The sequence below is a fragment of the Bradyrhizobium sp. SRS-191 genome (assembly GCF_024586915.1).
Lineage (GTDB): Bacteria > Pseudomonadota > Alphaproteobacteria > Rhizobiales > Xanthobacteraceae > Bradyrhizobium.
Map to the genome: position 1 here is coordinate 262,679 of NZ_JANBVS010000005.1, position 18,577 is coordinate 281,255.

General features: G+C 65.9%; 20 protein-coding genes. 2 read left to right on the forward strand and 18 right to left on the reverse strand.

The window, feature by feature from the left end:
* Nucleotides 1–22 precede the first annotated feature (22 nt).
* Nucleotides 23–223 (reverse strand): hypothetical protein, encoded by a 201-nt coding sequence (locus tag NLR35_RS11980; protein WP_257166735.1) that lies wholly within the window; start codon nucleotides 221–223, stop codon nucleotides 23–25.
* Nucleotides 224–378: 155 nt separating this feature from the next.
* On the opposite strand from NLR35_RS11980, the gene NLR35_RS11985 reads away from it, so the two are divergent.
* On the forward strand, nucleotides 379–1,203 hold the full coding sequence (locus NLR35_RS11985) for a DUF72 domain-containing protein (protein ID WP_257166736.1): 825 nt from the start codon (nucleotides 379–381) through the stop codon (nucleotides 1,201–1,203).
* Nucleotides 1,204–1,218: 15 nt separating this feature from the next.
* Entirely contained in the window at nucleotides 1,219–1,680 is a 462-nt protein-coding gene (locus NLR35_RS11990) for a DUF488 family protein (protein ID WP_257166737.1), read from the forward strand.
* Between the two features lie 4 nt (nucleotides 1,681–1,684).
* Here the strand turns inward: NLR35_RS11990 and NLR35_RS11995 are convergent, their stop codons facing one another.
* From NLR35_RS11995 to NLR35_RS12075, 17 genes are all read right to left on the reverse strand, one after another.
* A complete protein-coding gene (locus NLR35_RS11995; protein WP_257166738.1) occupies nucleotides 1,685–3,370 on the reverse strand; it encodes a tannase/feruloyl esterase family alpha/beta hydrolase in 1,686 nt (561 codons plus the stop codon).
* Nucleotides 3,371–3,475: 105 nt separating this feature from the next.
* The gene (locus NLR35_RS12000; protein ID WP_257166739.1) at nucleotides 3,476–4,789 is read right to left on the reverse strand and encodes an adenylate/guanylate cyclase domain-containing protein; all 1,314 of its coding nucleotides are present in this window, start codon (nucleotides 4,787–4,789) and stop codon (nucleotides 3,476–3,478) included.
* 38 nt (nucleotides 4,790–4,827) lie between these two features.
* Entirely contained in the window at nucleotides 4,828–5,985 is a 1,158-nt protein-coding gene (locus tag NLR35_RS12005; protein ID WP_257166740.1) for an ABC transporter permease, read from the reverse strand.
* Nucleotides 5,982–6,920 carry an ABC transporter ATP-binding protein gene (locus tag NLR35_RS12010; protein ID WP_257166741.1) on the reverse strand — a complete coding sequence of 313 codons (939 nt, stop codon included), beginning with the start codon at nucleotides 6,918–6,920 and terminating at the stop codon, nucleotides 5,982–5,984. The genes NLR35_RS12005 and NLR35_RS12010 overlap by 4 nt, the downstream gene beginning before the upstream one ends.
* Entirely contained in the window at nucleotides 6,917–7,708 is a 792-nt protein-coding gene (locus NLR35_RS12015) for an HlyD family secretion protein (protein WP_257166742.1), read from the reverse strand. The genes NLR35_RS12010 and NLR35_RS12015 overlap by 4 nt, the downstream gene beginning before the upstream one ends.
* Nucleotides 7,705–8,388 (reverse strand): TetR/AcrR family transcriptional regulator, encoded by a 684-nt coding sequence (locus tag NLR35_RS12020; protein WP_374940806.1) that lies wholly within the window; start codon nucleotides 8,386–8,388, stop codon nucleotides 7,705–7,707. Before NLR35_RS12020 ends, NLR35_RS12015 begins: the two co-directional genes overlap by 4 nt.
* A gap of 113 nt (nucleotides 8,389–8,501) precedes the next feature.
* Nucleotides 8,502–9,782 (reverse strand): alpha-glucosidase/alpha-galactosidase, encoded by a 1,281-nt coding sequence (locus NLR35_RS12025; protein ID WP_257166743.1) that lies wholly within the window; start codon nucleotides 9,780–9,782, stop codon nucleotides 8,502–8,504.
* Nucleotides 9,783–9,881: 99 nt separating this feature from the next.
* Nucleotides 9,882–10,907 (reverse strand): alcohol dehydrogenase AdhP, encoded by a 1,026-nt coding sequence (gene adhP, locus NLR35_RS12030; RefSeq protein ID WP_257166744.1) that lies wholly within the window; start codon nucleotides 10,905–10,907, stop codon nucleotides 9,882–9,884.
* Between the two features lie 137 nt (nucleotides 10,908–11,044).
* Nucleotides 11,045–11,458: a DUF2000 family protein gene (locus NLR35_RS12035; RefSeq protein WP_257166745.1), complete on the reverse strand. Its 414-nt coding sequence runs from the start codon at nucleotides 11,456–11,458 to the stop codon at nucleotides 11,045–11,047.
* A gap of 117 nt (nucleotides 11,459–11,575) precedes the next feature.
* Nucleotides 11,576–11,980, reverse strand: coding sequence for a DUF4189 domain-containing protein (locus NLR35_RS12040; protein WP_257166746.1), 405 nt, complete (start codon nucleotides 11,978–11,980; stop codon nucleotides 11,576–11,578).
* 184 nt (nucleotides 11,981–12,164) lie between these two features.
* On the reverse strand, nucleotides 12,165–13,772 hold the full coding sequence (locus NLR35_RS12045) for a molybdopterin-binding/glycosyltransferase family 2 protein (RefSeq protein ID WP_257166747.1): 1,608 nt from the start codon (nucleotides 13,770–13,772) through the stop codon (nucleotides 12,165–12,167).
* A complete protein-coding gene (locus NLR35_RS12050) occupies nucleotides 13,769–14,470 on the reverse strand; it encodes an XdhC family protein (RefSeq protein ID WP_257166748.1) in 702 nt (233 codons plus the stop codon). The genes NLR35_RS12045 and NLR35_RS12050 overlap by 4 nt, the downstream gene beginning before the upstream one ends.
* A gap of 3 nt (nucleotides 14,471–14,473) precedes the next feature.
* Entirely contained in the window at nucleotides 14,474–14,797 is a 324-nt protein-coding gene (locus tag NLR35_RS12055) for an XdhC family protein (RefSeq protein ID WP_006612353.1), read from the reverse strand.
* A 20-nt stretch (nucleotides 14,798–14,817) separates the two neighbouring features.
* Nucleotides 14,818–16,023: a VWA domain-containing protein gene (locus NLR35_RS12060; protein ID WP_257166749.1), complete on the reverse strand. Its 1,206-nt coding sequence runs from the start codon at nucleotides 16,021–16,023 to the stop codon at nucleotides 14,818–14,820.
* A 134-nt stretch (nucleotides 16,024–16,157) separates the two neighbouring features.
* A complete protein-coding gene (locus NLR35_RS12065) occupies nucleotides 16,158–17,066 on the reverse strand; it encodes a MoxR family ATPase (protein ID WP_257166750.1) in 909 nt (302 codons plus the stop codon).
* A 34-nt stretch (nucleotides 17,067–17,100) separates the two neighbouring features.
* Complete coding sequence (locus NLR35_RS12070; RefSeq protein ID WP_257166751.1) at nucleotides 17,101–17,952, reverse strand: xanthine dehydrogenase family protein subunit M; 852 nt, start codon at nucleotides 17,950–17,952, stop codon at nucleotides 17,101–17,103.
* A gap of 46 nt (nucleotides 17,953–17,998) precedes the next feature.
* Complete coding sequence (locus tag NLR35_RS12075; protein ID WP_006612357.1) at nucleotides 17,999–18,484, reverse strand: (2Fe-2S)-binding protein; 486 nt, start codon at nucleotides 18,482–18,484, stop codon at nucleotides 17,999–18,001.
* Nucleotides 18,485–18,577 lie beyond the last annotated feature (93 nt).

The following is an 18,577-nucleotide window of genomic DNA, read 5'->3' on the forward strand; positions in this document are numbered from 1 at the left end:
TTCAAGGCCCGCGGAAACCTGCCTAGTTCGGAACCTCGCGCACGACTGGCCCGCGCACGGCCGGCGCCACCGGAACCGTCTGCACCGGGGTCTGCGGCACGTCGACCTTGGCCGGCTGCATCGGACGGGCCATCGGCCCGACGGGAACGTAATAGAAGGCCGCCGCCAGCACGGCAGCCGCGACGATCGCGCCCAGGGCGCCGCCGACCGATTCTGCTCTCATTGCCATATCTCCCCTTCCCGGCCCGCTTCCTGGATACACGAGCGCTCCGAGCGCTGGAAGAGCGCCTGCGCAACACCGCCGAACTGGCCAGAGCCGGCCGGCTTGACTACTGTCCTACCCACAATGCCCTCAGCCATCAGCAACGGAACCGGTTCGTGAGCAAAGCTCCTGCACGCGCCTCGCAATCCAAGAGCCACATCTACATCGGCATCGGCGGCTGGACCTTCGCGCCCTGGCGCGGCGTGTTCTATCCCGACAAGCTGCCGCAAGCGAAGGAGCTGGAATACGCCGCCTCCAAGCTGACCTCGATCGAGATCAACGGCACCTATTACGGCTCGCAGAAGCCGGAAAGCTTTCGCAAATGGGCGCGCGAGGTGCCCGACGGCTTCATCTTCTCGCTGAAGGGGCCGCGCTTCGCGACCAACCGCAAGGTGCTCGCGGAGGCCGGCGATTCGGTGAAGCGCTTCTACGACACCGGCGTGCTCGAACTGGGCGACCGGCTCGGCCCGGTGCTGTGGCAGTTCGCGCCGACCAAGAAATTCGACGAGGTCGATTTCGGCAAGTTCCTGGAGCTGCTGCCCCGCGAGCTCGACGGCCGCAAGCTGCGCCACGTCGTCGAGGTCCGGCACGACAGCTTTTGCGTGCCTGAGTTCGTCAAACTGCTGCGCGAGTTCGCAACGCCGGTGGTGTTCGCCGAGCACGGCAAGTATCCGGCGATCGCCGACGTCGCCGGCGACTTCGTCTACGCGCGATTGCAGAAGGGCAATGACGAGCTGAAGACGTGCTACCCGCCGAAGCAGCTCGATGCCTGGGCTAAGCGGCTGCAGCTGTGGGCCGCCGGCGATGAACCGGACGATCTGCCGCGGGTTGACGACAAGCCGGCGAAGAAGACGCCGCGCGACGTGTTCGCCTACGTGATCCACGAAGGCAAGGTGCGCGCGCCGGCCGGTGCGATGGAGCTCATCGAGCGTGTGAGCTAGTTCAGGAGGCTCGTGATGGCCAAGAGCAAGACGCTGTACACCATCGGCTACGAGCACACGCCCGCCAAGGCCGTGCTCGACGAGCTGCAATCCGCCGGCGTCAAGCTGCTGGTCGATGTCCGCGCGGTGGCGGCGTCGCGACGGCCGGGCTTCTCCAAGAGCCAGCTTGCCGCCGGGCTCGACGAGCGCGGCATCGCCTATGTCCATCTGCGCGGGCTCGGCACACCGAAGGAAGGCCGCGAGGCGGCGCGCAGCGGCCATTACGACACGCTGCACAAGATCTACAGCGCGCATCTGAGGACGCCGCAGGCCAAGGAGCAAATGGACGAGCTGGCCTCGCTGGTTAAGAGCGCCGGCCCGGTGTGCCTGCTCTGCTACGAGCGCGACCACGCGCATTGCCATCGGCAATGGATCGCCGAAATCATCGAGGAGCGCGACAAGGTCCGGGTCGAGAACCTCGTCGCGCCTCAGGTCTAGCGGATCACTCCGCGGCGCAGGTGAAGGAGGAGGCCTGCTCGACGTCGCCGCTCACATACTTCGCGAATTTCGGCCACGGGCACAGCGGCCGCGTCCGCTGCGCGCTCCAGTTCGACGGCAGCTCCTTGTTGGCGGCATTGACAGAGGCGGTGATCGCCTCCGGCGCCTTGCCCTTCTCGACCCAGTCCATCAGCGCACCCAGCGCATCGAACTTCTCCAACGTGACGCCGCCACCGCAATGCGTCTCGCCGGGCAAGGCAAACAGCCGCGCGAAGCCGTCGGCCTTGCCCTGCGTGTTGGCATTGAGCTTCTCGTACCAGCGGATGGTGTCGTTGACCGAAAACACCGGATCGGCCTGGCCGTGATAGATCAGCATCTTGCGCGCGCCGTTCTGGAACGCCGGCAGGGTCGGATTGTCCACCGCGGGCGGCGCCATGAAATCCATCGCGGACTCCGCGAAGGGGCCCTCCTTGGCGTAGATCTTCGGCGCGTCCTTGTCGAAGTCGTAGGTCTGCAGCTTCTCGACCAGCTTGTCGGGCGAGCCCTCGATCTCCACCGGCGGGGTTGAGAAGATGTAGTTCAGCGAGGCGCCGCCCATGGTGGCGATGATCGGAAGGTTGTTCCACGGCGCCACCGGGCTTTCGACCTTCCAGGCGCGCCAATTGCCGGTGCCGACGCCGCCGTCGACCGGCCAGTCCGAATACAGCGCCTCGCCCTTGGAATTCTGCGGCCCGGCGAACACCCTCTTCAAGGCGTCGACCTTGGCGGACGGCAGGCAAGCATCGCTGCTGCCTGCGGCACAGCGCAGGCTGTCGAAGCTGAACGTCTTCTGGCAGGCCTTCAGATTGGCCGTCAGCCCGTCCTTGGCCCCGTCGAGCCCGTCGCAGATCTCGATGATCTTGGACGAGATCAGCTTGGCGTCGTCGCGGGTGATCGACTTGCGGATGTCGGCATCAGCCTTGGTCAGCGCCTGCACGTCCCAGGCGTGCTGCACGGCGGCGCGCGGCAGGTTGAAGCCGGGATTGCCGACCAGGAAGCCGTCATACTGCTCCGGCATGCGCTCGGCCGCGACCATGGTGTGGCGGCCGCCATTGGAGCAGCCGGCGATGTAGGAATAATCCGGCTTCTTGCCGTAATGCTCGGAAATGATCGCCTTGGCGATCGGCGCCAGCGTCATGTCGGCGGCGTAGCCATAGTCGCGCCGCGCCTGCGGATCGAGGCCGAACGCCGAGCCAGCAGCAAGACCGCGCGGCTTGTTGGCCGGATCGTTGCCGGAATGACCGCTGTCCGACGACAGCACCGCAAAGCCGCGGGCGAGCGGCGTTACGCCGCCGCTGACGAGACCATCCGCCTTGTCGCCGAGCGCCGGCACCACGACGCCGTCATTGCCGCCATTGACCTGGTGCAGGAAGCGGCCGTTCCAGGTCTCGGGCAGCCGGATCTCGAACTGGATCGCATAGGCATGGCCGTCGATGCCGGTGCGCTCATTGACCTTGCCGGAGACGATGCAATGCCGCGGCAGCCCGTCGGCGGCCTCCTGCAGCTTCGATCCGGTCAGGACCAGCCCGGGGATCTTCAGCGCCTCGGCCGTGACCTTGCTGCAGGCTGCATCCTCGGCCCGCGCCGTCCCCACTGTGGCGGCGCAAACGAGGCCCGCTCCGGCCAAAAACCATGCCCTGCTTCGGATCATGCATTCCCCCCGATCATCCTGTTCATTGGCCTGCAGTTAAACGCGCACAGCGCGTGTTGTAAATCGCCGACGTGGCGCGGCCGACCACAGCATGAGCGACCGGCTCTAATGCAATTGCCAGACTTCGAAAGACCGGTCATAGCCGCGCACCGACACTTCGCCGTGAAAGACGGCGTCGCGCGCCACGTCGCCGACGGCCTGCCGTACCTCGCTCGAGATCAGAAGGCGCGAATCGAACTCCTTGTTGAGCGCTTCCAGGCGAGAGGCAAAATTCACCGTGTCGCCGATGACGGTGTATTCCTTGCGCCGCGGCGAGCCGATGCTGCCGGCGACAACCTCGCCGAGATGCAGTCCGATCCCGATCCGGAGCGGCCAGGACGACATCGCATTGATGCGATCCATCGCCGCCACCATCTCGCGTGCCGCGGCAACCGCCTGCGCGGCCGCATCGCGCGACTCGAACGGCGCGCCGAACAGCGCCAGGAAGCCATCACCGAGAAACTTGTTCACGATGCCGCCATGGCGCTCGAGAATCTCGACCAGCACGGCGAAGGCGCCGTCGAGCCGGTCGACGACCTCCTGCGGCGCCCTGGATCTGGCCGCTGCCGTGAAGCCGCGGAAGTCGACGAACATGACGGCGACCTCGCGAATGTCACGTGCCTCTGCCGTGCCCTCCTTCATCAGACGCTCGACGACCTGCGGCGAAACGTGCTGGCCGAACAGGTCGGTGACGCGGTCGCGCGCGGATGCGGCCTCGATGCTCGCCGCGAACTGGCGGCGCAGCTGCACACTCACCGCGCCGGCAAGCAGGCCGCACAGCAGGACGATGAAGCTGCGCTCACCGTGATAGTAGATCTCCGGATTCTGGCTGACATCGATCGATGGGCGATGGATGAGGGCTACGGTGAGCAATTCGGCTGCGGCGACCAAGCCGGTGAAGCTGGACAGCCAAAAGTCGAGACGCAGCGTCGAGAGGATGATGAAGATGAAATAGACCAGAGGCGCGCCGAAGCCGAGCGCCTTGTCGCGGCCGATGCCCTCGATCTGCAACAGGAGCACGAGCGTTGGCATCGACGTCTCGACCAGAGCGCTGAGATAGCGCAAAATGATGGGAGCATCGCGTCCCAGACGAAGATTGGCTTTGATCCTGAACAGGATCAGAATCTCGAAGGCCATGAAGACGACGATGATCGCGTAGACGTAGAGCACCCCGACGCGACTCGGCCATATCCACTCGGATATCCGCGGTTCGAAGATCTCGACGAACATCGAGACGACGAGGAACAGCCCTGCGGTGGCGATCAGCGCCTTCGCGCGCAGCAGTTCGGTGTTCAAAGTCTGGCGCATCAGCGCGCGGTTGAACTCCGCCGAAGCCGCCGCCGACGCGTCACTCCCGCTGCCCGCCCCCGAGATCGTCATCCTGCCCCAACCGCCTCTGCTCCCGCGGCCATTGTGCCTCAATCGAGGGTGCGGCGGAAGCGGAAGACGGCGACCGTCATGGCGAACAGCATCAGGCCGAACAAGGCGACCGTATCATGCTGCAGGTTCGGCAAGGTCGAGCCCTTGAGCATGATGGCGCGGACGATGCGCAGATAGTGCGTCAGCGGCAGGCATTCGCCGACCACCTGCGCCCATTGCGGCATGCCGAGAAATGGAAACATGAAGCCCGACAGGAGAATGCTCGGCAGGAAGAACATCATCGACAGTTGCATCGCCTGCAGCTGGTTCTGCGCCAGGGTCGAGAATGTATAGCCGATCGACAGGTTCGTGGCGATGAACAGGGTCGAGAGCAGCGCCAACAGCAGCAGGCTGCCAATGATCGGCACGCCGAACAGCAGGACGCCGATGCCGATGATGATCGTGGCCTGCAGGAAGCCGACCAGCACGTAAGGGATGATCTTGCCGAGCATCACCTCGACCGGCTTGATCGGCATCGACAGCAGGCTCTCCATGGTGCCGCGCTCGATCTCGCGTGTCACCGACAGCGCGGTGAAGATCAGCATCGTCATCGTGAGGATGGTGCCGACCAGGCCCGGCACGATGTTGAGCCGGGACGACGCGGCCGGGTTGTAGCGCGCATGCGCCCGGATCTCGAACGGCGGCGAGCCCGGATCGCCGGTGTAGAGATCATGCGCAAGCGCGGTCTGCACGATCATGCCGAGCGAGGACAGCGCCGAGGACGCCGCTACTGGATCAGTCGCATCGGCGGCCACCAGAAGCGCGGGACGATCGCCACGGCGGACCGCACGCTCGAAGCCGCGCGGGATCTCGACGCCAAACAGCACCTTGCCCGAGAGCAGGAGATCATCGAACTCGGCGACGCTCGAGACCTCGCGGGTGAAGCGGAAATAGGCGGTGTTCTCCATCGCCTTCAGGATCGAGCGGCCGAGATCGCTATCCTCCTGCAGCAGCACCGCCGCGGGCAAGTGATGCGGCGTGGTGTTGATGGCATAGCCGAACAGCATCAGCTGCATCACCGGCAACATCACGATCATCGCGAACGAGACCCGGTCGCGCCTGAGCTGGATGAACTCCTTGACCAGCATCGCGTAGGTCCGCCGCCAGGAGCCGAAGCGCGGTGCAGGAGGGCTTTGGTGAAGCGCGGTCTCGCTCATTGGAAATTGTCCCGCGAGCGGTTCATGAGGTCGATGAAGACGTCCTCCAGCGAGGGCGCGGCGTGCTGCCATTGCAGGCCGGCCTTGTCGCGCCACGGCGCGATCGTCTCGTCCAGGGCTTTGGCGTCGCGGCCGGAGACGTGCAGGCTGGTGCCGAACGGCGCCACCATGTCGACACCCGGCTTGCCGGACAGATCGGTCGAAAGCGCACGGAGATCATCGCCGCTGACGGTGTATGTGGTGAGCGCCGACTGCGCGATCACCTCCGAGACGGTGCCATGGGCCAGCAGATGACCATAGGCGATGTAGGCGATCTCGTGACAACGCTCGGCCTCGTCCATGTAGTGGGTCGAGACCAGCACCGTCAGCCCCTCGCCCGCCAGCGCGTGGATCTCGTTCCAGAAGTCGCGCCGCGCCTTCGGGTCGACGCCGGCGGTGGGCTCGTCGAGCAGCAGCAATTGCGGGTTGGGCAGCGTGCAGGCGCCGAGCGCCAGCCGCTGCTTCCAGCCGCCCGACAATTCGCCGGCGAGCTGGCGCTCGCGCCCGGACAGACCGAGCCGCTGCACCATGTCGCGCGCAGCGGCTTGCGGATTCGGCATGCCGTAGAGCCGCGCGACGAATTCGAGATTCTCGCGCACCGACAGGTCCTGATAGAGGCTGAAGCGCTGCGTCATGTAGCCGACGCGGCGCTTGATCTTGTCGGCGTCGCGGCGGATGTCGAAGCCGAGGCAGGTGCCCTCGCCGCTGTCGGGAGTCAGCAGGCCGCACAGCATGCGGATCGTCGTGGTCTTGCCCGAGCCGTTCGGCCCGAGAAAGCCGTAGATCGAGCCGCGCCGCACCTGCATGGACAGATCATGCACGACCTCGCGTCCGTCGAAGGACTTGCTCAGTCCCTTGACGTCGATCGCGATCTCGGCTGGCGCTGCCGCTGTCATCGTCCGTCCGCCAGCGGTGTCTTGGGTTGCGGAGTCCTGGGTTGCGGATAGATGCTGACGGGCTGACCGACGCGCAGCGCATCCGGCCGCGACGGCCGCGCCTGGATCAAATAGACGAGCTTGTTGCGCTCATCGAGGCTGTAGATGACGGGCGGCGTATATTCCGCCGTCGTCGCGAGGAAATACACCCGTGCGGTCAGATCGGCGGCGCAATTGTCGCAGGTGACGCGGACTTCGTCGCCGACGGCAAACTTCGGCAGATCGGTCTCGGACACGTAGAAGCGCAGCTTCATGTTGCCCGGCGGCATGATCGAGAGCACCGGCCGCTGCGCCGCGACCATCTCGCCCTCGCGGAAATAGATCTGCTGGATGGTGCCGGCGACCGGCGCCACCCCCTTGCGCCGCGCCAGCCGCGTCTGCGAGGTCACGACATGGGCTTTCGCGACACGCAGCGCCGAAATCGCCGCATCGAGCGTCGCCTGCGTCCCTGCTCCCGTCTTGCTGAGAGCGGCGGCACGATCGTAGCTCTGCTGCGCATTGGCGAGCGTCGCTTCGGTCTGGTTGAGATCGGCCTGCTGCAGGTCGTCATCGACCGAATAGAGCGGATCGCCGACCTTGACCTCGTCGCCTTCACGCACGTTCAGCTTGATGACCCGACCGGCCTCGTCCGGACTGACGAAGATCATGTCGGCCTCGACCCAGCCCTGATAGCCGGGATCGCGCGTATCCTTGCAGCCGTTGAAGGTGAAGGCCGTGACCAGCACGGCGAGGCAGTGCAGCAGGCTCATGTTGGCCTCCTCGGCCCGAAGATCAGATCGAGATGCGTCTGCAGCATCGCTTCCGCATCGAGCGGCGCATGCGTTTCGAACAGGCTCTTCCAGATCACCGCGACCATCATCGGCGCGATCATCAGTTGCGGATGCTGCACGAGCTTCGGCTCGCGGATCTCGCCGCGCGTGATCGCGAGCTGGATCAGCGCGCGCATCGCGGCGAGGCCGCGCGAGACGACCTCGCGGTAGTAGAAGTCGGCAATCGCCGGGAAGCGTGGCCCCTCTGCGATGATGAGCCGGACGAGATCAGCCCGCTTTGTGCCGGCGATCTCCTGGAGGAACATCCGCGCCAGAACTTCGACCATGTCCCGCACCGATCCGCCGGCCGGCAGCGGCGCGGTGAGGCGGCCGACGAAGGGCACGATCGCAGTCCGGATCAATTCCTCGAACATCGACTCCTTGTCCTTGAAGTGCAGATAGATCGTGCCCTTGGCGACGCTGGCGCGCTTGGCGACATCGTCGAGCCGGGTCGCCGCAAAGCCGCGCGCAATGAACTCGTCCATCGCGGCCTGCACGATGGCCGCCCGGCGTTCGGCAGCACGATCGGCCCGGCGCGAGACGACAGCGCCCGCCCCTTCTCCCTCGGCAGAAGCGGTGGCGACCCGGGCGTTGCTCATCGGCTTTGACGACTTCGACATCTAACAATTATGACTGACTAGTCAGTCATTGTAAAGGAGGATGGCGGCTCGTGGATGGGCTCTCCTGCGGCAGCTCGGCCGGGGTGTGGCGACGATCAGCCTGCCCGGCGCGATCAGGCGCACGGCCGGATGTAGGGCCGGTTGATCTCCCAGAGCTCGTCGAGGACCTTCCGGGCCGCAGAGGCCGAGTTGACCACCGGGTCGATCAGCAGCGCCTGGAGCGCGATGTCCTTGGACGCCGTCATCGCCGCCTGAACCGCGAGCTGCTGCACCTGGACCTGGATCGCCATCAGCTTGGCCACGGCCTCTGGCAGCGGTCCGAGCGAGACCGGATGGATGCCGCAGCGGTCGGCGACCACGGGGACTTCGACCGCCGCCTCCGCCGGGAGGTTGGGGATGACGCCCCGATTGAGGACGACGCCGGATTCGATGGACTGCTTGCGATCGTGCAGCACCGAGCCGATCACCGCGACGGCACGCTCGCCTGACGGCGTCCGCCACCATTCCGGCATCCCCGCTCTTCCCGCCAGGACATCGTCGATCTCACGGATCAGCTTGGCCCGCTCGGCCTCGTCCCACGCAAAGTTGTAGCCTCCCTCGCCCGCCTCCCAGCCGTAGGCGAGATACTCGCCGACATGGCCATCGCCACAACCGAGCCAGGAGCCGAAGTCACGCAGCAGCGTTCGCGTGAGAGGCGCGACCTTGGGGTCGCAGGCGCGCTCCCGCGCGCGCAGCAGCGGGTAGAGATCGGCGCCGGTCTCACGATCACGGATCTGCAGCAGGCACTGGAAGTGATTGAGGCCGGCACCCCACACCTCGACGCGTTCCTCGGGCAATCCCAGGATCGCAGCCACCTGGCTGCGCGCGATGAAGATGCCGTGGCACAGGCCGATATAAGCGAGCCGGCTGTGCAGGCCGAGGGCGAGGATGATGCGGCTCTCCGGATTGGAGAAATTGATGAACAGCGCGTCCGGACAACGCCGCTCCATCTCGCGCACGAAGTCGAACACCACGGGCAGCGTGCGAAGGGTGAAGAACAGCGCCCCCGGGCCGCCATTCTCACCGAGCGTATGGCGGATGCCATATTTGCGCGGGACCTCGAAATCGAGCTTCCATAGCCGGTTGCGGTCGATGGCGGTGGAATGGATCACGAAGCCCGCGCCGTCGAGCGCGGCCCGCCAGTCCGTCGTCGCTTCGATCTCGAGGCCTGCGCCGGACACGTCGTTCAGCAGCCGCGCCAATCGTTCCGACCGCGCCAGCCGGGTCGCATCCCGGCCGACCAGCACCAGCGTCGAGCCGGCGAGATCATGCGTCGAGAACAGGTCCCGAAAGACGCTCAGGCCAAACGATGCGCTGCTCGCACCGAGGAAGACGATCTTGGTGACGGCGGTCATCGGGGAATTGTGCCAGTCCGGAGCGCTGCCAGGCTGATCCAGATCAAGATGGTCGCCAACGCGAAGATGGCGACCATCTGCTGCGGGATGACGCGACAATCAGGTGAAGTCGAGCACCACGCGGCCGTCGATCTTACCGGCCTTCATGCGGTCGAAGATGGTGTTGATCTCCGACAGCGGCGCCGTGGTGACCTCGGCCGTCACCTTGCCGTCGGCGGCGAACGCGATAGCCTCGTCGAGATCTCGGCGTGTGCCGACGATCGAGCCGCGGACGGTGATGCGCTTGAGCACGACGTCGAAGATCGGCGTCGGGAATTCGCCCGGCGGCAGGCCGACCAGGCTGACGGTGCCCTTGCGGCGAACCATGTGCAGCGCCTGCGCGAAAGCCGGCGTGGAGACGGCTGTGACGAGGACGCCGTGTGCCCCTCCTCCGGTGATCGCAATGACGCGCTCCACGGCATCCTTGTCGAGCGCGTTGACGGCATGTTCAGCGCCCGCTTCAAGCGCCAGCTTGAGCTTGTCCTCGGCAATGTCGAGACCGATCGCCTTCAGCCCCATCGCCTTCGCATACTGGATCGCGACGTGGCCGAGGCCGCCGACGCCAGAGATGACCACCCACTCGCCGGGACGCGTATCGGTCTCCTTCAGGCCCTTGTAGGTGGTGACGCCAGCGCACAGGATCGGCGCGACCTTGGCGAAATCGACATTGGCCGGCAGGCGCGCGGCGAACGCCGCGGATGCGATGACGTATTCGGCAAAGCCGCCGTTCACGCTGTAACCGGTGTTGTGCTGATGCTCGCACAGCGTTTCCCAGCCGGTCTCGCAATATTCGCAGCGCAAGCAGGCATCATGCAGCCACGCGACGCCGACGGCATCGCCGACCTTGAAATCGGTCACGCCTGCGCCGAGCGCCGCGACGACGCCGGCGGCTTCATGGCCGGGAATGAACGGCGGATTAGGCTTCACCGGCCAGTCGCCGGAGGCGGCGTGAAGGTCGGTGTGACAGACGCCGCACGCCTTCACCTTCACCAGCAATTCGCCGGGACCGGGCGACGGAACGGGCACGTCCTCGATCTCGAGCGGCTTGCCAAACGCTTTGACGACGGCGGCTTTCATGGTCTGCATCGGTCTGCTCCTCATGTTGAGGCGCAAACTAACGAGCCCGAACTTGCCCGGTCTTGATCGGTATCAAAAGGCGCTGCTGCTTTGATGCGCAGCATGTAACAGTTTCATGACGACGCCGATGCGCACGCCCCTTGCTATCACGCGTGAAACTTCAGTCCGTCCACGACCTTGTCGATCACCTTGCGCTCGGCACGAAACGCAAGCCCCACCAGATTGAGATCGCTGCGCGCCACCGCCTTCACGGCGGCGCGGTTGGCCTCGTCATGCGTCGTCTTGAACATGTCCTCGGTGTAGAGCGCCGGCTTGACGTCGCGTGTCAGGGCCCGATCCAGGGCGCGCGCCAAGGCTGCATGATCAGGTGCACCGTAGATCAGGATCGGTTGGCCGATCAGCGCATGATACGGCGTCGCAGAGCCGTCCTCATAGGGCGCGCCGATGCATTCCGGAAACGCCGCGGCAATGCCGCTGGCGAGAAACGCCGCCACGTTGAGCTTCTGCCAGGTTTCGAGATCGTTGCGGATGACGAGCGCGATCTTGGTGTCGAACTGCATGTCACTTCCAATTCCAAATATGCGGACGCCCAGAATAGCAAGGCCATTCCGGGCGTGAAGCTTTGTTTGATAGTGACGTGTGCGGGAACCGGGCGCGCTATACAGCCGCGAGAGCCATCAGCCCTTGGCGTCGCACACCCAGGCGCGGATCACGCATTCCTTGCCGCCAAATTTGTAGCACTCGCGCGTCGCCTCGTTGAGCGAGGCGGAGATCTTCGGCCGCACTGCATAGCCATGCGGGCCGCACGGATTGGTGAGATCGACGGCGAATGCGGCGCAGGCCTTCTTCATCGTCACGGCCGTGCATTCGCCCTTGCACTGCTTGAGCGCGGCCGCCTTGGCCAGATGCTCGGCCGGATAATCGAAGGCCTGGCCATAGGCGGCGCATTGGCCGATGGCGAAGGCGCCGGCCGCATGCGCCGGGCTGATCGCGCCGGTGGTTGCGATGCGCGCGGCGCCGACGAGCACGGTCAACCCAAATGCAAACAGCGCGAAACGTCGCGCGACGGTCGAAATGATCAATCTCTCCTCCCCCGAGGCCCAATGTCGGCAAATCTAGCCGGCGGTCGTTGAGACTTGGTGAATGAGAGGTTGAGACGAAGGTTCGGTCAGCGTCGTTCCGGGTCATTCGCGCGCAAAAGGGCGAACCCATTTTGGAGCAGCGCGAATGAGCAGGGAATGACGGGGAGAGAGCCCCCGACGTAGCTCACCCGCGCCGGGCGGCCTCGAGCGCCTGTGGCGTGTCGATGTCGAGGAACGCGCTGTCGCCATCGACCGGCACCTCGGCGACGGCTTCAGTGTGCTTGGCGATCAGGTGTCGCGCCCCGACATCGCCGTCGAGCGTCATCAGCTCGGCGAAGAAGCGGCGCGACCACAGCACGGGATTGCCGCGGCGGCCTTCGGAGACGGGCACGACGATCAAATTGCCGCGATCGGGCGCGAAGGCTGTGATCAGGCGGTCGAGCAGACCGGAGGAGACCATCGGCATGTCGCCGAGACAGACCACGGCGCCATCGATTGCGTCCGGCACGGCCGCGATGCCAGCTTTCACCGAGCTGGCGAGGCCGCCCGCGAAATCGGGATTGCGGACGAAGCGGACCTTGAGGTCGGAGAGCGCCTGCTCGACCAGCTCGGCCTGATGGCCGGTGACGACGATGACCTCGCACGCCTTCGACGCCAGCGCCTGCTCGGTCACGGTCCGCACCAGTTTCTTGCCGTCGAGCTCGGCGAGCAGCTTGTTCGGCCCACCCATGCGGGTCGAGCGTCCCGCGGCGAGGACGATGGCCACGACCTTGCGCTCGCCCTCGGTCTCCTCCGGCTTGGCGCGCGGCTGCGGTCGCGTCACGATTTCCATCAGCAGGCCTCCGACGCCCATGGCAGTCAGCTCGGCACGGGTGACCTTGATGCTGGCGAGCAGCCGCATCAGCACCCAATCGAAACCGTTCTCGGCCGGCGAGCGGGCACAGCCGGGCGCGCCCAGCACCGGCACGCCGCCGGCGCTGCCGATCAAGAGCAGGTTGCCGGGATCGACCGGCATGCCGAAATGGGTGATCGCGCCGCCGATGCCGGTGATCGCGGCCGGGATGACGTCGCGCCGGTCGGCAATCGCCGAGGCGCCGAACACGATCACGAGCTCGGCGCCGAGCGCCAGCAGCTCCTTGATCGCCACGGCCAGCGCGGCCTGCTCATGCGGCACGCGGCGCTCGGCGATGATACTGGCTCCCGCCGGCGCCAGGCGCTCGGCGGTCACGCGCAACGTCTTGTCGATCACCTTCGAGGCGAGGCCAGGAAGAATCGTCGAGACCACGCCGACGCGCTTGATGATGTATGGCGCGATGCTGAGAGCGCCCTTGCCCGCCGCCGCAACGGCGGCATCGCGCAACCGGCCCTCGACGCCGAACGGGATCAGCTTGACGGTGCCGACCATCTCGCCTTCGACCACCGGCTTGAACGCCGGGAGGGTCGCGAAGGTGATGGCCTCGTCGACATCGTTGATGCGGTCGACGGCGGCCCGGTCGATCATGAGAACGCCAGGCTGGGCCGCGAACAGATTCGCGCGGCCGGTGAAGGCGCGATCGACATGGATTCCCTCGCCCGCCACGACCTTGGCGACATCGGCGGCGGCTTCGTCCTCGGAGACGTCGCCGGCCTCGAGCCTGACAACCACGATCTCCTTGACGTCCTCCCTGACCAGCGCCTCGACCTCGGCGGGACCGATCAAGGTGCCCTTCTTGAGCACTAATGGTCCCTTGCGGAGGGTATGAACCGTCACCCCCCCGATCGCCTCAGCCGGACTGGCAGGACCGAACTTCATGCCGCCTGCTCTTTCTCCTTGGCCGGCAGACGCAAGGTCGCGGTGATCTCGGCCATGATCGAGACCGCGATTTCAGACGGCGACACCGCGCCGATAGCAAGGCCGATCGGCGCGTGGATGCGGGCGATGTCGGCATCTCTGGCGCCTTGCGCGCGCAGCCGGTCGCCGCGCTTGGCGTGCGTCTTTCGCGAGCCGAGTGCGCCGATGTAGAAGCAGTCGCGCGAAAACGCGTGCAGCAGCGCCGGATCATCGATCTTGGGATCATGTGTCAGCGCGACGAACGCCGTGTAGTGGTCGACGTTGAGCGGCGGCAACGCCACGTCAGGCCATTCGGCGATCAGCGGCACGTCGGGAAAACGCTCCGGGCTGGCGAAGGCCGTGCGCGGATCGACGACGGTGACGTCATAGCCGAGCGACTTGGCGATCGGCGCCAAGGCCTGGCTGATATGGACGGCGCCGACGATCACGAGCTTGGCCGTCGGGGCGTAGACGTTGAGGAACAGCCGTTTGCCGTCCACCTCGACCATACCGCTCTTGCCCATGCGCAGATGTTTGCCGAGCTCGTCGCTGAGGGGATCGCGGGGGATCGCCGCGGCCTTCACCAGGCGCTGCTCGCCCGAGGCGACGTCGGTGACGAGAACGGCCGGACGGCGCGCTGCGCGTTCGGCGTTGAGCTCGGCCAGTGTCGAAAGCTGCATGGATCACCCTACCTTCTCGACGAACACGCGGATGGTGCCGCCACAGGACAGGCCGACGTTCCAGGCGGTCTCGTCGGCGACGCCGAACTCCAGCATCTTCGGCTGGCCGCTGGAGATCACGTCGAGCGCCTCGGTGACCACAGCGCCTTCGACGCAGCCGCCGGACACCGAGCCCAGGAACGTGCCCTCGTCGTTGATCACCAGATTGGACCCGACCGGACGCGGCGCCGAGCCCCAGGTCTCGACCACGGTGGCAAGCGCCACGCCGTGACCGCCCTTGTGCCAGTCCTCGGCGGCCTTGAGGATGTCTTCGTCGCGGTTGAGCATGGCTATCTCCTTCGGACTGATCAGGCGGCGGGTCGGAACGCGCTACGCTGATGCGGCGGCAGCGGTGCTGATAGCGCCGAGATCAGCGTCTCGATCGAGGTCAAGTTATGTACCGGGCGGAATTCGTCAACGTGGGGCAGCATGGTTTTGATGCCCTGCGCCTTGGCCTCGAAACCGGAATAGCGCAGCAGCGGGTTCAGCCAGATCAGCCGCCGGCAGGAGCGGTGCAGCCGGTCCATCTCGAAGGCGAGCTTGCTGTCGGCCTCGCGCTCCAGCCCGTCGGAGATCAAGAGCACGATCGCGCCCTGCCCCAGCACGCGCCGCGCCCATTGCTTGTTGAAGGTCTCCAGCGAGGTCGCGATCCTTGTGCCGCCGGCCCAGTCCTCGACATTGGCCGAGCAGCTCGCCAGCGCCTCGTCGGGATCGCGCTGACGCAGCGCGCGGGTCACATTGGTGAGCCGCGTGCCGAACAGGAACACCGACACCCGCTTGCGTGCATCGGTGATCGCATGGAGGAAATGCAGGAACAGCCGGGTGTACTCGCTCATCGAGCCGGAGATATCGAGCAGCGCCACGATCGGCGCGGGCTTCTCGATTCTCCCTAAGCGATGGAAGTTGATGATCTCGCCTTCGGTGCGCAGCGCCTGGCGCAGGGTCTTGCGCATGTCGATGCGGTGGCCGCGCGGATCGGCGGTATGGCGGCGGGTCTTCAGCTCGGCCTGCGGCAGCCGCATCTTGGCGATGGCCCGCGCGACCTCGGCGATTTCAGCCGCGCTCATCTGCGCAAAGTCCTTCTTCTGCAGCACCTCGCGGTCGGACACCGACAGCCGCAGGTCCTGCTCCTGCGCCTTCGGCTCCTCATGCATCTGCGGCTGCGACATCGCCTCCTGGACGCGGCGCGAGGCTGGCGGCGGCTTCTTCTTGGCGTGGTCCGGTAACGGCACCGAATCGAGCATCGACTTCCATTCCTCCGCCGGGCGGAAGAACAGGTCGAAGGCCTGGGCGAAGATCAGCGCATGCTCGTGGCGCTTGACGAAGATGGATTCGAGCGTGGTGAAGACGTCCGCGCGCTTGCCGATGTCGATGACTTCGAGCGCGGTCATGGCGTCGATGACGGCGCCCGGTCCCACGGGCAAGCCCGCGGCGCGCAAAGCGCGTGCAAAGCCTGCGATGTTGTCGGCGATGCCGCCGGTCGGCGGCGCGAGGTGATTGATGCTGGTGGGCATGGCTTGATCCCCTCGTCATTCCGGGACATGCGAAGCATGGGCCTGGAATCCATAACCACGATCGTGAGTATGGATTCCGGGCTCGCCATCCGGGCGGCCCGGAATGACGACCGTTGTTGTTGCGCGACCTCGCCTTACGTCTCGCTGGTCGCGTCCTTGATCACCTTGTTCAACGCATCACCCTGCATGCGAGCGATGTCGTCCTGATACTTTAACAGCGCGCCCAGCGTGTCGCCGACCACCTCGGCATTGAGCGAGCGCGCATCGAGCTCGGTCAGCGCGGTGGCCCAGTCCAGCGTCTCGGCGACACCGGGCGACTTGTAGAAATCCTGGCTCCGCAGCGCCTGGACGAAGCGCACGATCTGCTGCGACAGCCGCTGCGAGATGCCGGGCAGACGCGTCTTGACGATCGCAAGCTCGCGCTCGGCCGAGGGATAGTCGACCCAGTGATACAGGCAGCGCCGCTTCAGCGCGTCGTGGATCTCGCGGGTGCGGTTGGAGGTGATGATGACGATCGGCGGATGCGGCGCCTTGACGGTGCCGAACTCGGGGATCGTGACCTGGAAGTCGGAGAGGATCTCGAGCAGATAGGCCTCAAACGCCTCGTCGGCACGGTCGAGCTCGTCGATCAAGAGCACCGGGGCGCCCGCGACATCCGGCTCCAGCGCCTGCAGCAGCGGGCGCTTGATCAGGTAGCGGTCCGCGAAGATGTCCGAGGTGAGCTGATCGCGATCAACATCGCCGCCGGCTTCCGCCAGCCGGATCGCGATCATCTGCGCCGCAGAATTCCACTCATAGACGGCCGACGCGACGTCGAGGCCTTCGTAGCACTGCAACCGGATCAGCTTGCGACCGAGTGCCGCCGACAGCACCTTGGCGATCTCGGTCTTGCCGACGCCGGCCTCGCCTTCGAGGAACAGCGGCCGGCCCATGCGCAGCGACAAATAGGTCACCGTCGCCAGCGATCGCTCGGCCAGATAGCCGCGCGACGACAACAATTCGAGCATCGCATCGACCGATGCCGGCAGCGTTGCAGCACTCATGAGCGAGACCGCCCTCCTTGACCGTAGGGGCCCGTCACGACGCCGGAGCTTCCGGCTCGGCCGCTTCCGGCGACGAGGTCTTGGCGCCGGCATTGGCCGCATCGACCGCGCGGCGCGCGAGCACGCCGATCAGATGGGCGCGATATTCGGCGCTGCCATGGATGTCGCTGTTGAGGCCCTCGGCCGAGACCGGGATGCCTTCCAGCACCTTCGGCGAGAAGCGCTTCTGCAACGCCTCCTCGAACGCGGTCACCCGAAACACGCCGTTGCCGCCGGCCCCGGTCACCGCGACACGCACGTCCGACGGACGGCGCGCGACGAACACGCCGACCAGCGCGTAGCGCGAGGCCTGGTTGCGGAATTTCACATAGGCCGTCTTCTTGGCCAGCGGGAAACTCACCTTGGTGATGATCTCGTCCGGCTCCAGCGCGGTCGTGAACAGGCCCTGGAAGAACTCCTCAGCCTTCAGCTTACGCTTATTGGTGACGATCGTCGCGCCGAGCGCGAGGCACGCCGCGGGATAGTCCGCGGTCGGATCGTTGTTGGCGATCGAGCCGCCGATCGTGCCGCGGTGGCGCACCGCGGGATCGCCGATGAGGCTGGCGAGATGCGCAAGCGCCGGGATCGCCTCACCGACCGTGGCGGAGTTCGCGACGTCGGCGTGACGCGCCATCGCGCCGATCACCAGATTGCGGCCCTTGACCTCGATCGTGTCGAGCCCCTCGACATGCGAGAGATCGACGAGATGCGGCGGGCTGGCGAGCCGCTGCTTCATCACGGGCACCAAGGTGTGGCCGCCGGCGACCAGCTTGGCGTCCTCGTTCTTGGTGAGGAGATTGGCGGCCTGGCGCACGGTGGCCGGCCGGTGATATTTGAATTCGTACATGGGGGAATGTCCTGTCGCGGCGGGCGGCTGAGGCGAGGTCCGGCTGTTAGGCGAGGTCCGATTTGGCCATCGCCTTGGCGCCGGCAGCAATGGATTGCACGATGTTCTGATAGCCCGTGCAGCGGCAGAGATTGCCCTCGAGCTCCTCGCGAATCGTCTCCTCGCTCAGCTCATGGCCCTTGCGGTGGACGAGATCGACGGCGGTCATGATCATGCCGGGCGTGCAGAAGCCGCACTGCAGACCATGGTGCTCGCGGAAAGCCTCCTGCATCGGATGCAGCGGCGCGCCATCTGCGGCGAGACCTTCGATGGTGCGGACCTCGTGACCATCGGCCATCACGGCCAAGGTCGTGCAGGACTTCACCGCCTTGCCGTCGAGATGCACGACGCAGGCACCGCATTGCGAGGTGTCGCAGCCGACATGGGTGCCGGTGAGGCGCAGATTCTCGCGCAGGAACTGCACCAGCAGCGTCCGCGGGTCGACGTTCGCCGTGACGGGATTACCGTTCACAATCATGGAAATCTTGGCCATTCAGGACTCTCTATATTCCGCGCACAGCGTTGCACTGCAGCGCAGCCCAGCAAAAATCGGTCGAAAACCATCATATGGGCGCTCTCCGCGACG

Coding starts and splice junctions, on each gene's coding strand:
- NLR35_RS11980 (WP_257166735.1), bottom strand. CDS start 223: ATGAGAGCAGAATCGGTCGGCGGCGCCCTGGGCGCGATCGTCGCGGCT.
- NLR35_RS11990 (WP_257166737.1), top strand. CDS start 1,219: ATGGCCAAGAGCAAGACGCTGTACACCATCGGCTACGAGCACACGCCC.
- NLR35_RS11995 (WP_257166738.1), bottom strand. CDS start 3,370: ATGATCCGAAGCAGGGCATGGTTTTTGGCCGGAGCGGGCCTCGTTTGC.
- NLR35_RS12000 (WP_257166739.1), bottom strand. CDS start 4,789: ATGACGATCTCGGGGGCGGGCAGCGGGAGTGACGCGTCGGCGGCGGCT.
- NLR35_RS12005 (WP_257166740.1), bottom strand. CDS start 5,985: ATGAGCGAGACCGCGCTTCACCAAAGCCCTCCTGCACCGCGCTTCGGC.
- NLR35_RS12010 (WP_257166741.1), bottom strand. CDS start 6,920: ATGACAGCGGCAGCGCCAGCCGAGATCGCGATCGACGTCAAGGGACTG.
- NLR35_RS12015 (WP_257166742.1), bottom strand. CDS start 7,708: ATGAGCCTGCTGCACTGCCTCGCCGTGCTGGTCACGGCCTTCACCTTC.
- NLR35_RS12020 (WP_374940806.1), bottom strand. CDS start 8,388: ATGTCGAAGTCGTCAAAGCCGATGAGCAACGCCCGGGTCGCCACCGCT.
- NLR35_RS12025 (WP_257166743.1), bottom strand. CDS start 9,782: ATGACCGCCGTCACCAAGATCGTCTTCCTCGGTGCGAGCAGCGCATCG.
- adhP (WP_257166744.1), bottom strand. CDS start 10,907: ATGCAGACCATGAAAGCCGCCGTCGTCAAAGCGTTTGGCAAGCCGCTC.
- NLR35_RS12035 (WP_257166745.1), bottom strand. CDS start 11,458: ATGCAGTTCGACACCAAGATCGCGCTCGTCATCCGCAACGATCTCGAA.
- NLR35_RS12045 (WP_257166747.1), bottom strand. CDS start 13,772: ATGAAGTTCGGTCCTGCCAGTCCGGCTGAGGCGATCGGGGGGGTGACG.
- NLR35_RS12050 (WP_257166748.1), bottom strand. CDS start 14,470: ATGCAGCTTTCGACACTGGCCGAGCTCAACGCCGAACGCGCAGCGCGC.
- NLR35_RS12055 (WP_006612353.1), bottom strand. CDS start 14,797: ATGCTCAACCGCGACGAAGACATCCTCAAGGCCGCCGAGGACTGGCAC.
- NLR35_RS12060 (WP_257166749.1), bottom strand. CDS start 16,023: ATGCCCACCAGCATCAATCACCTCGCGCCGCCGACCGGCGGCATCGCC.
- NLR35_RS12065 (WP_257166750.1), bottom strand. CDS start 17,066: ATGAGTGCTGCAACGCTGCCGGCATCGGTCGATGCGATGCTCGAATTG.
- NLR35_RS12070 (WP_257166751.1), bottom strand. CDS start 17,952: ATGTACGAATTCAAATATCACCGGCCGGCCACCGTGCGCCAGGCCGCC.
- NLR35_RS12075 (WP_006612357.1), bottom strand. CDS start 18,484: ATGGCCAAGATTTCCATGATTGTGAACGGTAATCCCGTCACGGCGAAC.